Source organism: Neobacillus drentensis (assembly GCF_036962765.1).
Taxonomy (GTDB): Bacteria; Bacillota; Bacilli; order Bacillales; family Cytobacillaceae; genus Neobacillus; species Neobacillus drentensis_C.
The window spans coordinates 2,742-19,126 of record NZ_JBALOS010000085.1 but is presented as its reverse complement, the minus strand read 5'-3'; the positions used below and the strand labels follow the sequence as shown (position 1 = coordinate 19,126).

The window sequence follows — 16,385 nt, the reverse complement described above, 5'->3', positions numbered from 1 at the left end:
CTTAAGAAGCAAGGTGTGAAAGCGATCGTCATACTGGCGCATAATGAAGGCAGGCAGGCCACTCCAAACGGTGCTGCTACTGGAGAAATCGTCAAAATAGCCAAAAGGGTAGACAATGAAGTGGACGTGATGTTTGCTGGGCATAGCCATACCTATCTTAATACGGTTGTAGATGGAAAGCTGCTTGTTCAAGCTTATTCATACGGAACAGCATTCTCCGCCGTCAACTTGGAGATTGATCCAGTAACGAAAGATATCGTGAACAAAAAGGCGGAAATTGTCATTACCTATCAGGACGCTATCAAACCGGATAAGGAAATCAAGGAAATGGTGGAAATGTACGAAGCTGAAGTTGCTTCCTATGTTATAGAAGTCGTTGGCACGGCTGCAAACGACATTTCCAGCAATCGAAACGAAAACGGTGAATCAGCTTTGGGCAATCTGATTGCCGATTCGCAGCGAAAAGTGATGAATTCTGATTTCTCTTTTATGAACCCAGGTGGAATTCGGGCAGACCTACATGAAGGAGAAGTAACCATTGAGGATTTGTTAACCATTCAACCGTTTAAACGCAAACTCGTGAAAATGACGTTGACCGGCGACCAAGTCCGCAGCCTTTTAAATCAGCAATGGCAGCCGGGCAAAGTGCGAATGCTGCAAGTTTCCGGTTTAAAATACACTTGGGACGGAACAAAACCTGTGGGAAGTAAAGTGAACGATATTTTCACTACTGACGGGACCGCGATTGATCCAAAATCAAGATACACCGTTACGGTAAACGACTACATGGCGGACGGCGGGGACAATTTCACTGTTTTACTTGAAGGAACAAACAAAGTCACTGGTCCAATTGACATAGATGCATTTAAAACTTATGTGAAGCAACTTAAGCAACCGTTTCACTCTTCGATCGAAGGCCGAATAAAAAAAATAAATTTTCCAAGATTAACATATAGAAATTTTCCACTTTTTAAAGCAAAAAAACGCACAAATTCTAGTTCGAAAACCGATGCTTCGAAAACAGAACAAACCGATGATGGGTCACAAAGCGAAGACATTTAATTCTAAGCAATAAGGAATGATAAACATGGAAATTTGAACGAGACGGCTGCTGCCGTCTCGTTTGTCTTTTTCTATTTAGAAATAAACTAGAGTTCCAAAACACTCTTCTTCCATACATAGGGCTTTATCTTCTAAAGAATGAATTAGGTTAGAGTGAAAAGGTTGTAAAACTCTCATAGAAGCAGCATAAAACTTTATCATTTCAATTTTAATTATAGAAAAAAAGTAGACCGGGGTCCCGTCTAATAAGCCTGCCTAACTTTGCAAACTCGACTTTAACCAAGGACGATGTCGATAGGTGCCGATGGGAATTTGGATTAGACTGGTCATTCCATGAGGTTCCATCTTGTAAATCTCATCACTCAAGTTTGCATCAAACCCGAGGAGTGGGTGCCCCCCCATTCCGAGAGCTGTCGCCGCTAACAGTAATCGTTGCACGAGCATACCAGCCTCTATTTGTTGGATGCGGTATCCTCTGTAACCCAATGCTGTTCTGAAGGTTTCTCTGTCTCCCACCACATGCAGGCAAAGCGGCACTTGGAGCAAATTTACATTATCTAGAGACATTCCAGATTGCAACTGGAGACGATGATCTCCAAGATGTACCTCTCGTAACGCATGGGCAGTGCTGTCATAATGATAAGCACCATTTGGAATACCTTCAACATTATACAAACATCCATATATTGAAACACGTGGCTCGTTCTTTCGATATGTTCTATCCAAATCATTCCGATACGAGAAGGATGACGTTGCCTCTTGCAATAGCATGGCCAGTTGATGCTGACTTACCTTTTTCAAAACAAAATCCATATCTGGTGAAAAACGCTTTCGGCAGATTGCTGCCAGATCATATGACAACCGGTTCACGAGGGGCAGAGCTTCCACTTGACCGTCACAATTCAAACTCTCTTTCGCCTCGATTAGACTAAACTCTTTCGTTGAATCAAGCATGGACGCTTCATTCAATTTTGTTAACATCGGATACTCTTTGACCTTCTTTGACCGTACATAGTGATGGGGCTGAATAGCAGTTAACTCTCTACACAATTCAGTGGCAGAGACATCACTGCCTATTTCACTCCCATAGGTAGACCAGATAGTAGGTTCTACTGAAAGAGGGATAACCGCATAAATACTCTCCTCCTGTTCGGAAAGCCCAATAAGATGGTTAATGGCACGATCAAGAAATTGGTAGTACACCCCTGATGAAAAGCCAAAACGTTTTGCTACTTCTAGTAACTGTCCAATCATCACGCCGGCATCCAACCCTTGCAGACGGTAAGAAAAGTTATTGTATTTAAAGAAATTTTTCCAAAACATGGTCGACACAAAGACAGTACCAAAGCAGGAAGACACATCACAGCGATTACCAAGAGCACAGGCAATATAAGAATCGAAATTTCCTTCTCGTAGCAATACCAAGCGGTGATGAGCCACATCGTAATGGTACACCCCAAAAGGCAAATCCTCTATCTTTAGATAAACGTATAATTCGTTTGGATATAATGCCCCGCCGGAAGGAGCGAACCGCCGATACGACTGTACTAGATTCGCCGTTTTATCTGTGGAATCCAAGGGAAAGACTGACTGGCTAACTTGAGTAAGGCCGTATACAAACCAAAGAAAATGACCGACTTTACGAAGATCAGGCTTTACAGGCGGTTCTTGCCCTTCAAGTGTCAGGGGTACTTCTAGAGAAAATGGTACCACAGGCAAGCCGCGGTAAAGCTTATATGAAAGTGGCGCATCTTCCCAATCCACTTGCCAATTAGGCACGCTTGCCTTATCAATGTCAAAATGTAAATTGTGCAAAAATTCTTCTAGACTCATCCTCCTTGCCTCCTAGTCGGGCTTATGGAAACGGATGCGGATGTGGGTTTAATTGTTCAAGTGTCAGCGGTTGATCTGAATATCCGAGTTCCATCGGTACCCGAAGCACCCGTTCTAGCCCAGTTATGCGGCAAAGATGGTGTCCGAATGTCATCGGGAGCATCCCCGGAATCAGCACCTTCACGCAATATAGTCCGTTCCGTTTCAATTCTGGTGTTGTTTGGTCTACCACAATCACATCAAGATTTAATGGGCGAAAAACTTGAAGAATGTCTTGCAGATCATCAGTAAGGTCCGTATGTGTCGACTTCCACTTGAATTCCTCGGCAAATGTTCGCAATGGACGGTTATCTTCTAGTAAAAAATCCAGGCGCTCTTCCGATTGCGGCAAACCGTACAGCATGCCATGATCATCCATCTGTTGGACCAGATATGGATCTTGCAGCATTCGGCTATACTTCTCTTTGTTCCCCTCTAATTTCTCGTCAAGCGTCAGCATCATGCCAGCCAGCTCATGAACCGCACTCTTAACCGCCCGTACCGGATCGAGATGTGCTCCAGCCGCAAGAATGAGATTCAATCCCTTTTGCTTCCTGTTTTTCGCAATCGCACAAATACTTGGAATTCCGTGCTCCATCGTCGCGTTATACAAATACAGATCATATCCCGCGACCGCCCTCATACGTTCGATCATCAACTGCAATTCTTCGTCGTCAGCCGAAGAAGGGTCAAGACGCGGCAGGTTCAATTGTGCGTACCAAGTCATCAGAAATGAATCACGCTCCACCACTTCCATAATTCCGTAGAAAATAGCTTCCTCAAAACTTCCGCCTAACGCGCATCCATTGGAAGTTTCATAGACAAAACCACGCTGGCCACAGCCCAAGCTGTAATAAGCTAGCAACTCTGGTACAAGAATCGGACGCTCTTCCAAAAATGAATAACCCCATACCCAATTCATAGGTCGTTCAGGATTAAACGGTTGAAAAGGGAAACCATGCTGCTCATACTGTTCCTTTGCGTGCACACCTACTTTAATCGGATTGAGTGCTTTATTTTTCAAATTGCGGAAACTATCAAAGACTACTGTACGTTTACCGCGTGGCTCCAGACCGCAGTACCGCTCCAGTCCTTCTAAAATGGCAGTCAACTCACTTACCTCATATGAATTTGTCCGTCCGGCTGTTCCCTCATCCCCCTCGAACAAAGGCAGATTCACACTGACATCGGCAAATGGCGGCACGAGGTCAACCATTTTTCCATTCAAAAGGCCAGTTCGATGATCTAGATAGTCTTTAGCTAATACTTTATTCAGATCCTTCAACGAACGGCAGCGGTAACTGTCGGGGCTGATCTTTGGGCTTGGCTGCAATGAAATTCGCGCATCTTCCTCCGAATCGTCTGGTAAATGGCTGCAAACCGGACACATCGGGTCAGGAAGAAAGGAATGCCATGAACTCTTTAATGTTTTTAAATTGATTAAACATAGCTGGCCATCCGAAAGAGCATCATCACCCTGTAAAAATCGTTTAACCTCCGCCCTGAGTTGGTGTGCCAGCTGCGAGAGTCCTGTGTTCGATGCAAATCCTTCAGGCTGCATACCTCTGTACTCCTTCTGCCTCTGCTGTATCCCCCACATCTCTTTTCGGTCGCGTCCAGCCATGAGACGTCTCAAATCCGCACACTGAGAACACCCCGGGGTCCCTGGTCGAACCAGTGGCCCCACTACACCCTCACCAAATGAAACGAATCCGCGCAGCCAAGGCGTGCCTGTTAGCCGAAAGATCTCTTCTGCCTTTTGATGAACAGAAGGATTCCAGACATCCTGCAGTACCAGAGCCAAATCAGTTTTTTTCGGTACAACCGCCTCGAATTCGGTCTGGCGAACTACATGGTAATGGGCAAACAGTTCTTCGCATACACTGTCCGCTACCACCCCTTCTCCAACAACCAACACGACAGCGCTCACCTAAATTCCTCCTCTCGAAGCAACACACCAAACACACCTGCCAATCCTTCTTTCAAAAATGGTTCCATTTCTTGTTCGAACACCGAAAGCCGCTTATGATTTCGTTTCAAGACTTCCATAGCGGACTGCAAGTTCTCGGATTGTATCCTCTCATTACAAGCAGGGATTACAAGGCTTTGCGGCACCTTTTCTTCCAGATGCAACGACGAGACATCAAACGCTCTCGCTGTTAAGTTAGCTTCTGGGTTTTGGACTTTGATAAGAGCTTGTTGTAACGCCTTTCGTAACGCCATTGTTTTATTCAAATCTACACTGCGATACCATCCGTAACTCGTACCGACCCAAACAACAGGGAAACCTGACACTTCCTCTCCTAAGCCGATAACAGGTGCTCCTTGCATGGTAGTCAGGGCCTGCAAATATAACCGGCACCGTTCATCTTCTACAGCACTCAACTGCACCCGGGAGACAGATAACTTCTGATCACGCTGTTGAATGTTCAGCTCTTCGGCCAAACACTTTTGCAACCCACGACAAACTCCTTCCACAAACGTTTCCCCTGCTCCAACCCCAACAAATTCCTGCAGCTCTAGCATTCTACCCTCTACTTCCTGATTTGGTAGTAGACTCGTAACGGGCAAACCGACCATTCGTGACGCATAGGCTTCAATCCCGGCAAGACCGGCTTCCCTACGTGCCTCTTCATGTGTCAGACCCGAACAAACAATATCACTTAACAGCTCAGCCGGCCCCTCCGACAACGGGTCGACTGCTTGAACACGACACTGAGCTAAGGGCAGCTGCTTTAAATCCTCCTCCTCCCATTTATGAAAAATCCCTGACTCCTGTGAGGTCAACAGCTGGAAATAAAGAAGTAATTCACTCGGTTCACCAGCGCTTAATCCCTGTTCAAGCCTGCTATCGAAATCTTCAACCCATTTATTCGATATTCGTCTGGTCACCTGTGGATGAGGCAAGAACGAATGCCAGTTTCCTTCTAATGTATCTAGATCAAGCAGGAAGAATTGATTCTTCTGTTCCAGTCCAGTTACTCCTGTACCCTCTTTAAACAATTCAAAAACGATCACATTGGCCAACATTGCTTCGGCTGTCGAAGAGTAAGTAGATAATTGCTGATCTTTGAAAAGCACAGATTGGTGCAAGCGGCGCCAAGCAGACTCCCAGCACGCCTCAGAGTCTGGATGCACTAACGGACCCGCTATTCCCACCTGCTGTAAGCAAATAGCAGGGAAGAAAACCTTTTTTTCTTCCCTACAAACCGTATGAAGAAGTCGCAGTTCCTCGAGATTGCCCTCATGTGATACATACAAAATCGTATCAAACGGCTGCACACTCTCCCGCCAAGAACTTACCCCATCTTCGTTTAGTTTGACCTCCTCTACCTCCACCTCAGGGTCTGTCTTACGGGCATGTGCAACGAGTTCCATCAACCGCCGTCTATTAGTCGGTATCGTGTCAGTGATTAGCAGTTTGAACTTGGGCAATCCGGATTCAATCAAAGAAGACACTAACGAAACAAAAAAAGGACCAGAGCCAACTGCCAACACTTTGGCCTGACGATAAGTTTGAAAACGGTACGCCCCCGAATCAACAAAACTGTCCACAAATTCTATTTGAGAAGTATGCCTTTTAAGAACTTGATCCTCCAATTGATGCGGATGGTCTTGACTTACATCTCGGACAAACCCATTTTGAAACAGCACTTCTGCGATCTCATACACCCGATCCCTGTATGGGCCCGGTAATCCCTCTGTCAAATTCCCTAAAGTGTACTCCCCGTTAAACATCGGTATCAGCTTTTCAACCCACTGATCGATCGTACTGCCTTCCATACGGAACGAGCTAATGTTGTTCCGAAAATACACACCATTGTTTGAATCGGGGAGAAAAAACGTGTCCCTTTTCACTTTCAGACGCATAGAAGGGTTCAAACTTGTCATTTCGCTCCTCCTTAGCCGTAGCTTTCCTCTTTTCTGTAACATCACTTCACTATAATTCTATGTACAGCAATTTGTCCCTTATGTCTAAGCTAATAGAGAAGAGCCCCTACAAAAACTCATGCAGGGACTGTCTCTTCTCCTTAACAATCAGTTTTACATTAGAAAAATCGAACGATTAACCGCCGCATCGATGGCCGCCGCCACAATGAGAGCAATGAGAGCAATTAGAACACCTAAAGCAACTAGAGCAACTAGAGCAACGGAAACAACTAAAGCAGTTAAAGCAGTTAAAACAGCTAGAGCAACTAAAACAGCTAGAGCAACTAAAACAGCGACCAATACCTCCAATACCTCCAATACCACCAATACCACCAATACCGCCAAAACCACCGAATTGTCGAGACTGATCAATATAGTATTGGTTCTGGTCAAAAGGAACTGCTTGGCTCGCTTGAAAATCTCCAACATTCAACATTTGGAGTTCATTGTATAAAGGGTTCATTTTCATACCTCCGTCTAATTTAAATCAACAATTTGTGCCAGCACATAAAGGGGGGAACAAAACAAATCAGAAAAACAAATGTGTATTAGGCGGATCCACCTATAATTCAATTACTCTCTTCAACAAAATATGAAAAATGGGTGGGTATTGCTACTGATTCAAAAGCCTATTTTTATTGGAAATCCATAAGGTCTTGCCTAAAATGCTAACAATACTAGATTTAAACTAAAGTGCTAGAGTGTACTCAATAAGGATGCGGACAAGTATCTATCAGCGGATATTCTCGTTCCATCAGCAGATTTTCGAATTCTATGAGCGAATAAGAGTTTAAGTAAATTTAGGAAGCCCTAGAAAAAGGGACTAACTAATCTTGTTAGTCCCTGACTTAAACAGTAAATTTATATCCATTTTTGCTTGTTTACCGATTATTCCTCGTACCTTCCATTAGGTCTGCACTGGCATCTTCTATTTTCTCTCCTATTGTCAGGAGGACTACCACACAAAATGGCCTATATTGAATCAAACGGAGCATCTTTTATGACGTAGTTTCATACATAAGAAAAGTGCATTATTTCAAATGCTACAAAAGAAATTCCAGGGAGGAAAATAATGATACAACAAACAGTAACAATTAACAGAAATGCAGGTTTATATGCTCAACCGGTTAATCAATTAGTTCAAAACGCTTCTCGATTTAAGGCCGATATCTTCCTTACTTACAAAGGACGAAAAGTTAATGTAAAATCGGTCCTCGGCGTTTTATCACTAGCTATCCCTAAACAAGCAGAAATTATCTTAGAAGTTTCCGGGGACGATGAAAAAGAAGCATTAAGAGAGGTCATTCAAACGTTGGAGACGCTAGAATAGTAGTGTTTCGTAAAAAAGTAAAGGCTGGATCCACTGTGGGTTCCAGCCCTTTTTCAAGCTGCATGAAGACTATTTATACATTAAGGATTTACTTACATATCCACGATCCCGATGATACAAAATAAGTGCTACCACTAAGATTCCCGAAGCGATCCAAATAGAGGTGTTCCCTATATAGGTGGTGGAAAATGTCCCTGTCAACGCTCCAAACAAAAATGAAAGAATGATAACAAAAAATTCTTTGAATTGTTTTTTGGCTTCATCATTGTCTTCTTTTAAGGCTAAAAATGCAGCTTGTGTGGCCGTTCGCAAATTTCCTGTTGTCATCGTTGAATTGTAAGCCCACTTGTCGAGTTTATTGAAAGTGGAAATTTGTAATGAGGATACAAATGCGATACAAACTGTGACCACAATGTTTGGAACAGTTTTTGGCAATAGACCAACAATGACTAATACTAGGCATTCTAAAATAAGAATGGACCTTCTATAACTATGCAAGACTAGTCGAATCCGAGGGATTTTTACGATTTCTGAAACCAACACACCTATAATAAAGGCTAGAATCGGCGGGATATAAAGAAATGCACCTTCCCATTCTCTGTTAGCTGCTTTTACAGCGAGCAAAACCAAATTCCCTGTTTGGGCATTAGCAAAAACTCCGTCCCTGCTGATAAACGTATAGGCATCTAAAAAACCTCCAACCACCGCTAACAAAATACCCAAATAAAACGAGTTGGACGATAACGAGGGGATTTTATCTTTCATTGTGCGATCTCCTTGTTCCTATTTACTAACCTGAATAGTATTTCCTAGACGGCACGAGAAAACTATAAAGGATGGCCATTTAAATCTGAATAAACTTCTTGATTTTCTAAAAATATCATGGTTTTCAATGAATTTGCTGCCGCATTTTTGACAAAAAAAGAAATAATTTGTTGAAAGCGTTTTATAGGAGTGGCATTTTTGCTGTTTTAGATTTTTACGAGCGGATTTTTGCATTTTATGGGCGATTTTTAATATTCAATGGGCGAATTCTTGTATTTAATGAGCGAATTTTCGCATTCAATGGGCGAATAGCTGAATCGATCAGAATTTGCTTTTTCAATCGGAGAGATTGCAAATTCTATCAGCGAATTTTTTAGTTTAATCAGCGAATCTCCTTATTCAATCAGCGAATATTTTCATTCTATCAGCGAATAAAAATTTTACGTGAATTCAATTAAAAAAGGGCTAGCCTCAAAAAGCTAGTCCCTAGTTCCATTAGCGATAATTATTGATGGTTCCTCATCCATTCGATAAGATCTGCGATGGCATCTTCAAAATCAACTGCAGCCGTCCCATCTTCCGGAATTCCCCCCATACCTTGTTCAAATTCATCTAGTCTGACAATCAGTTCCTCCATACTCTGATCAGTTTTTTGTTTCTTTGTTTGATATTTTTTGGCACGATTTAATAGGTCTGTGAACTGATCATCCTCATGAATTTCATCCACTAAACTCCATACCTCTTGTAAAACAGCCTCCAATTTTTGTACAGAATTATGTAACTTATGTAATTTCTCGATTGTATGCTCCATCCTGGTACTTCCCTTCTTCCTTAAAATGCTTGGTTCCAACCTATTATTTTCAGATCTTAAAGCAACTATTACTACTTTCCTACCCTGTTCCTTTTTAATACCCCTTTTACCTTTTATTAACCAAATTATAGAACACATTAGTTAGATTAGATACAGGATACAGCAATTGATCGATAACTTTCGAAAAAAGAAAAAACGCCTAAAGGCGTTTAATAATTACACTTTGGACAAGGTAGAAAGCGTTCTTTCCCATGCCCGCATTGTCTGCATGTGTCTGTGTACCGTTTACTTTTCTTAAATTTCCATTGTTCATATGTGATTCCAGATGAACCTTCATCGTTGAGGTATTTGATATAATCATTTCCGTATGGATAAATCATCAACATCACCTCCAGTGTCTACTATCAATGTATGCGCTTACATCACTTAAAAACACTGAATTTACATAAAAAGTGTCAGGCACCAAAGGGGCCCAACACTGATTACGGCATAATGGAAATACAGAAATAGGACACAGCGATTGAATGTCCTTATCCGTAACTTAATTTTAATAATAATTCTTCACCATTTCTCCCATGACCCAGTTCGTTCTGGCGCCAGTCACTCCGGTGCTAGGGCACTGAAAATTGCCAGTTGTTAGGTCCGCTACAATCGTTTCGACAAGAGGTTGATGGACGTGCTGTGGTCGTTCGAAACTCCATTGTTCCGTTCCGCTCGCAGTGGTTAACATGATGGGCTCGTTTCCGAAAGTAGAAAAAGTAATTTTTCCTCTGCTCCCCACGATTTCATTGACATCGACGTCTTCAAAAGCAGTAAAACACCAATTTCCCACGCCATGAATGCCAGATTCAAATCGGTAAGTCCCTGTTACAATATCTTCAGCACGATAATAGCTGGCTTGATTGGAAGCAAACCCCTGAACAGACGTTATCGGTCCCAGTAAAAAATCCAAAAGATCAAGGGTATGACTGGCTAAATCAAAAAATAGTCCTCCACCGGCCAATTCGGGCTGAACACGCCAAGGGAGGTTTTGGGGATCTAACACATCCCCCGAAGCTTTTTGATATTGAGTTGACGATACAAAGCGAACCTCTCCAATCGCCCTATTATCTAACAACTCTTTCACTTTTAAAAATCGCTCTTGTGCTCTGCGGTAGTAGGCAGCATATAGTCGTACACCTGCCGACTCACATGCAGCTATCATTTCTTGACATTCATTGGAATTGCGTGCCATTGGCTTTTCTACATATACAGGTTTACTGGCCTTTGCTGCCTTGATTGTGAATTCTTTATGCGAGCCTGGTGGTGTAGCAATATAGACGGCATTTACCTCAGGATCATTAATCAAATCATCTGCATTATCATACCATTTCGGGACTGCATGCCGTTTTGCATAGTCCTTGGCAAGATCCCCTGTTCTTCTCATAACAGCTACCAATTCTGAGTTTTTGATTTTTTGGAATGCTGGACCGCTTTTCACTTCCGTTACGTCTCCGCAACCGATGATTCCCCACCGAACTTTATCAAATTTCATTGCACTAATCTCCTTATTTGCCACAGCATTTTTTATATTTTTTGCCGCTTCCACACTGACATGGATCATTTCGTCCTATATTACTCTTTGAAAGATTTTCATTTCTATAGTCCATTCCCCCTCCTTGTGCTGCCTGTTTCCAGCTTTCTAATTCAGGGTGTTCCTCACCTAAAATGGAATAATAACTATAAACTGTTTGTTCAATATCTACTAGACATGAAAAAGATTCTTTTTCCATATGACTGCTAATTTCGGGTAATGCTTCCTTAGATAGCTGATGACAGAGTGCTTCGATCAGCATATCTTGATCTTCAAGTTCATCTGATTTTTGATAGGCCTCTCTTAAAACCTGAACAGCATGGTCCGTTTTAATATTTTCGATTACTGAACAAGCAAAAATAATCGAATCCGTTTGCTTTAAATAAGGGCCAACTGCTTCGACAACCTCATCCGATTGAAAACGAATTAACGCGTTTGCTACCTCTTCTAACAAGATATCATCATCACGGACTAACAAACTGGCTATGATTGGGATATACTTTTTCAAATTCAGTAATCCGAGCATATAAATCGTCAGAATTCCATGAACTGAAAACCAGTCTTCCTTTAATTCCTTTTGAAGAGTCTGATCAATTTCATTTTCTGTAATCCAGCCATTTTGAACGATACATGCGGCTAGTTTTTTTGCATTTATGTATCGAGTATGCTGAAAAGTTTTGGCCTGTTCAATGGCTAAAACGGTTTTAGAAAATTCTGCGTAAACCTCTTCTTCCGTCCCATTAACAATTAGTTCATATAATGACCAATTTTCCTTACTAATCATTCTCTGCATTTGCTCTTTATATTTTAAGGCAAGTTTGGGTTCAACACGCTCTAGTAAATTTACTGCTAAATGCTGCTCGGACTTGTCCATCTTACGAATATTTTTAAGTAAAAGCTTGACAGCTCCTTCATTGAACTTCATGTTTTCTATGTAAATAAGAATCGAGGATTGCTTATCCTTGTAAGCAAATGCTTCTTTCAATAATTCTATCATCCATTCTTCTGGAACATTTGGATAATCGTGTAATGCATGAAGCACTGTTTCTTGAATTAACACATCATTACTGATTATATGAGGTTTTATTTTTTCTAAAAAGGTCATCATATCAGTCCTTAAGTCTACTTTTTTGTTTTCCATATCATTATATTTCATTTTTTCTGCCATCTCCAATACTATAATCAAATGTGATTTTAACTAAAAGCAGGAAATATTTCTAAACTCGAAGAATTAGGTAGAGTGATTAATTTTTCAAGGAGGTTTTTTTAATGGATCAAGCAGTTATTACATACCTTTCGGAAAATAGAGAAAAGCATTTATCAGAATTAAAGGAGTTTTTGGCCATTCCAAGTATTAGCTCTCTCCCCGAACATAAGGACGATGTTCAGAAAGCAGCCAATTGGGTTGCCTCAGCGCTCCAAGAGATTGGTATGGATAATGTTAGAGTGTACTCAACAAAGGGCCATCCTTTTGTTTATGGAGAATGGATAAAGGCGGAAGGTAATCCAACAGTCCTTATTTATGCCCATTATGATGTGCAGCCTGTTGACCCGCTTCATTTATGGGACAGTCCTCCGTTTGAGGCCGAAATTCGTGATGAGAAACTATATGCACGTGGTGCTAGCGATGATAAAGGTCAGGCGTTTATGCATTTTAAAGCACTGCAGGCCATTCTTGAGACAACGGGTACACTTCCGATTAATGTTAAATTCCTGATTGAAGGGGAAGAAGAAATTGGCAGCCCTATTTTGCCGCTATTTGTTGAGGAAAACCAGGAATTATTGTCATCCGATGTGATCGTAATTTCCGATACAAGCATGATGGAGCGAGGGAAGCCTACGATTGTTTATGGTCTTAGAGGCCTTTGCGGCATTCAAATTGATGTCAAAGGACCTAAAGGAGATCTCCATTCAGGGTTATACGGTGGAACCATTCAAAACCCGATCCATGCCTTAGTAGAAATCGTGAATTCGTTCCACAATGAAAAAGGGCAAATTACCGTCGATGGATTTTATAATAAAGTTGCAGAGTTAACTCCAGCTGAAAAAGCTGCATTTGAATCTCTTGGAATTACCGACCAGTCATTTATTGAACAGTTAGGAGTTCCTGAAATGTTTGGCGAGGAAGGCTTTACGACTTTAGAAAGAACCTGGGTTCGTCCGACACTTGAAGTGAACGGCATTTTTGGCGGATTCCAAGGGGATGGCATTAAAACCGTCCTTCCTTCAGAAGCACATGCCAAAATTACCTGCCGTCTCGTACCCGATCAAGATCCTGATGAAATTGTCGTGCTTTTGCAAAAACATATTCAATCCCATACACCACCAGGCGTTACAGTAAATGTTTCACTTTTTGATAAAGGGGCCCCATTTGTGACACCGTTTGATCATCCAGCCATTCAAGCAGCAGGGCGCGCTTATGAAAAGGTGTACAAAGTTCCTACTTCGTTTACACGTGGAGGCGGTTCAATCCCAATCGTGGCCACATTTGATCAGATTTTAGGCACGCCTGTTGTGTTAATGGGATTTGGTCTGCCAGATGAAAATTTTCATGCACCAAATGAACATTTCCATTTAGAGAATTTTGATAAAGGAATGGAAACGATTTGTTATTATTGGTATGAGTTGGAGCAAGCGCTCAAGTAAATATGGGTTTTAACTCTACTGTATTAGTGCAAAAACTCGCCGCAGTCATATCGGCGAGTTTTTGCATAATTATTGTAATCTGTGATTAATAGGTTAGTCCATGACCAAGTTTATAGATATTACCATCGCTGTCTTTATATGCATATTCCAGTCCTTCAGGCATATATTTGTCCTTGTCATATCCCGGTACATCATTTCTTGACACGCAATCACCATTTTCATCTACGGCAATGACCTCTTCACTCGCTGGCAATGTCATCGGTAAAACTCCTATAGGGCGGCTATTGCCTGCCATTACCTCATATTGTGCCTTATAGTAGGTATCGTAACCAGCGATTAGGACATCAGCCAAAGGTTCAATATTTCCAAGGATCCATGGCAAAATGACATTCACATTCATAATGACCTTTCCGCCGCGGACATGGATACTGTCTGCTACTTCCTTTAGATGGTCCATTCCGCTTAAAGTGGTTTCTTGATAGGTAGATCCATCCAAAGCCGTTTCTGTTTTATCTTCGCAGATTTCAAGTTCTAACAGTCCTGGGGTTGCATTGAAATAAGCTCCAGATTTTGGACTTAAGAATAGAATAGCAATGTCAGCTTCTTCATAGTTATCAGTCAAAGTAAATGGACCAAGTTCCTGACATTCCTGTCTTGCTTTTTCCGTATAAGAGGTTGCCCGCTCTGGTTCCTTGTGGAACACTTCTACATAAACCTTTTGATTACCAAGTTTATCTGCTGTTAATGGTAATGTCTGGTTAGAATTTTTAAGAACGGTTACCGATTTTTTATGAGCTTCATAAGCAACATCCCAGTTAGCTTGATTACTAACCACTGAAGCAGCGTGTTCTGGTGACACATAAGTGCGATCATCAAAAAGTCCTAAAGCAAACATTTCAGTAAGGAGCCGCACATTGGCTTCATTAATACGCTTTTCACTGATCCAGCCATTTTCGATGGCTTTTTTAAGGTTTTCAATATCATTGGTATCAGCGACAAGATCTGTACCTGCGTTAATTGCCTTTGCAAAACGTTCAGCCTCGCTCTTGTCTTCTACTCCCCAGCACATCTTACTTGTTATCCCGCTGTCACTATTTACATAGCCCTTGAACCCTAGCTTTTCTCTAAGGATATGATTTAAGAAATAATGATTAAAGGTAAAGCCAACCTCTTCGAAAGGAATGTCTTCCCCTTCAAATTCTTGAACCACACTATTTTTGATACTTGGGATAGAATAATATGGCATAATCGATGAAGTGCCATGGTCTACTGCTGCCTGAAAAGGTGGCAGGTGATATTTTTCTAAGCTGCCTGGAGTTGGGTATAAGTTCCACTTTCCTTCTGCATAATGTGGATCGAATCCATTTTCCCTAGCACCGCCGCCAGGGAAGTGTTTTGTTGTCATGGCAATACTATGTTTTCCGACGGTTTCACCTTGGAATCCGTCAATGATCCGGCCGATTGCATCAGAAATAAATTCTGGGTCTTCACCAAATGTACCATACGTCCGCTGCCATCGAGGATCAGTAGCCGTATCAGCCATATACATATAACCCTTTCTTATTCCCACTGCATCCCACTCATCATGTGCTATTTCAGCAAATTGGCTAATAAGAGAGGCATCACCGCCATTTTTTATTTCTCCTTTAGCTGCTGCTGCAAGTCCTAATGTTCCAGGCCAAGTCGAAAAAATTCCGGCTGCGTCATTCATACCAAAGATGAATTCTGTATTTTCGTTTCTTGAGTTAGATGCTATTAAGCAAGGAATACCAAGACGTGTTCCCTCGCATACTTCATTCATGGTATTGACCCACTCTGCCATTTGAGCTGGACTCCAATTGTCTCGTAGAATGAAGTGGCGCAAATGCATGTTTTCAATCGTATGCGTTGTGCCATATACTTTTGCCAAAGCAAAAATCGTTTCGCCCTTTTCAACAATCCCTTCATCTAGCACGCCGTCATGGCTGGTTTTACTCTTATCTTTTTGAGAAAGCCCCATCTGACGAGTATTAATCAGCATCATTCCGACCTTTTCATCGATATTCATTAATGAGACTAGGTTCTCCGCACGTTCTTTCGGACTTAAGCGCCAGTCCTTATATGGTTCTAGTTTCCCACTATTATTCAAATCTTTAAATTTTAATCCATCAATTTCAATAATGTTCTTAACTCTAACTTCTAAATTCGGTTGTTTATGGTTAACATCCAATTTAATGCCTCCTAAACTTGTTTGTCCCATCAATATTTAATACCGTTTTATCTTAGCAATTTAAAACCGTTTTCACACCCAATATTGCTAACTTTTGTACAAAATTGAGATTTGAGCTTAAATTTTTTTAAAATTGCACTTGCCTGATGATTTCCGGTCCAGGAGCGTGCGGTCCGGGGAGCCTCCT

The 16,385-nt window shown here is 41.7% G+C and carries 12 protein-coding genes; 3 read left to right on the top strand and 9 right to left on the bottom strand.

Annotated features, from left to right (window positions below; translation table 11 throughout):
- A partial coding sequence (locus V7137_RS12400; RefSeq protein ID WP_335698373.1) for a bifunctional metallophosphatase/5'-nucleotidase occupies positions 1-1,062 on the top strand: 1,062 nt, incomplete at its 5' end.
- Positions 1,063-1,317: 255 nt separating this feature from the next.
- Here V7137_RS12400 and V7137_RS12395 read toward each other — a convergent pair.
- The 4 genes from V7137_RS12395 to V7137_RS12380 all read right to left on the bottom strand — a co-directional run bounded on the left by V7137_RS12395 (position 1,318) and on the right by V7137_RS12380 (position 7,257).
- A complete protein-coding gene (locus V7137_RS12395; protein WP_335698372.1) occupies positions 1,318-2,895 on the bottom strand; it encodes a SagB family peptide dehydrogenase in 1,578 nt (525 codons plus the stop codon).
- Between the two features lie 22 nt (positions 2,896-2,917).
- A complete protein-coding gene (locus tag V7137_RS12390) occupies positions 2,918-4,864 on the bottom strand; it encodes a TOMM precursor leader peptide-binding protein (RefSeq protein ID WP_335698371.1) in 1,947 nt (648 codons plus the stop codon).
- Positions 4,861-6,825, bottom strand: a complete 1,965-nt coding sequence (locus tag V7137_RS12385) for a putative thiazole-containing bacteriocin maturation protein (RefSeq protein WP_335698370.1) — start codon at positions 6,823-6,825, stop codon at positions 4,861-4,863. The genes V7137_RS12390 and V7137_RS12385 overlap by 4 nt, the downstream gene beginning before the upstream one ends.
- Before the next feature lie 153 nt (positions 6,826-6,978).
- Positions 6,979-7,257 carry a hypothetical protein gene (locus V7137_RS12380; RefSeq protein WP_335698369.1) on the bottom strand — a complete coding sequence of 93 codons (279 nt, stop codon included), beginning with the start codon at positions 7,255-7,257 and terminating at the stop codon, positions 6,979-6,981.
- 679 nt (positions 7,258-7,936) lie between these two features.
- On the opposite strand from V7137_RS12380, the gene V7137_RS12375 reads away from it, so the two are divergent.
- On the top strand, positions 7,937-8,194 hold the full coding sequence (locus V7137_RS12375; protein ID WP_218349958.1) for an HPr family phosphocarrier protein: 258 nt from the start codon (positions 7,937-7,939) through the stop codon (positions 8,192-8,194).
- Between the two features lie 69 nt (positions 8,195-8,263).
- On the opposite strand, the gene V7137_RS12370 is transcribed toward V7137_RS12375, so the two are convergent.
- The 4 genes from V7137_RS12370 to V7137_RS12355 all read right to left on the bottom strand — a co-directional run bounded on the left by V7137_RS12370 (position 8,264) and on the right by V7137_RS12355 (position 12,499).
- Positions 8,264-8,959 (bottom strand): YoaK family protein, encoded by a 696-nt coding sequence (locus V7137_RS12370; RefSeq protein WP_335698368.1) that lies wholly within the window; start codon positions 8,957-8,959, stop codon positions 8,264-8,266.
- A gap of 505 nt (positions 8,960-9,464) precedes the next feature.
- Positions 9,465-9,770: a hypothetical protein gene (locus tag V7137_RS12365; protein WP_335698367.1), complete on the bottom strand. Its 306-nt coding sequence runs from the start codon at positions 9,768-9,770 to the stop codon at positions 9,465-9,467.
- A 547-nt stretch (positions 9,771-10,317) separates the two neighbouring features.
- Entirely contained in the window at positions 10,318-11,304 is a 987-nt protein-coding gene (locus V7137_RS12360) for a Gfo/Idh/MocA family protein (protein WP_335698366.1), read from the bottom strand.
- A 13-nt stretch (positions 11,305-11,317) separates the two neighbouring features.
- A complete protein-coding gene (locus V7137_RS12355; RefSeq protein ID WP_335698365.1) occupies positions 11,318-12,499 on the bottom strand; it encodes a HEAT repeat domain-containing protein in 1,182 nt (393 codons plus the stop codon).
- Positions 12,500-12,612: 113 nt separating this feature from the next.
- Here V7137_RS12355 and V7137_RS12350 point away from each other — a divergent pair, with 113 nt between their 5' ends.
- On the top strand, positions 12,613-13,989 hold the full coding sequence (locus V7137_RS12350) for a dipeptidase (protein ID WP_335698364.1): 1,377 nt from the start codon (positions 12,613-12,615) through the stop codon (positions 13,987-13,989).
- A gap of 85 nt (positions 13,990-14,074) precedes the next feature.
- Here the strand turns inward: V7137_RS12350 and V7137_RS12345 are convergent, their stop codons facing one another.
- Positions 14,075-16,198: a glycoside hydrolase family 3 protein gene (locus V7137_RS12345; RefSeq protein ID WP_335698363.1), complete on the bottom strand. Its 2,124-nt coding sequence runs from the start codon at positions 16,196-16,198 to the stop codon at positions 14,075-14,077.
- Between the last annotated feature and the right edge of the window lie 187 nt (positions 16,199-16,385).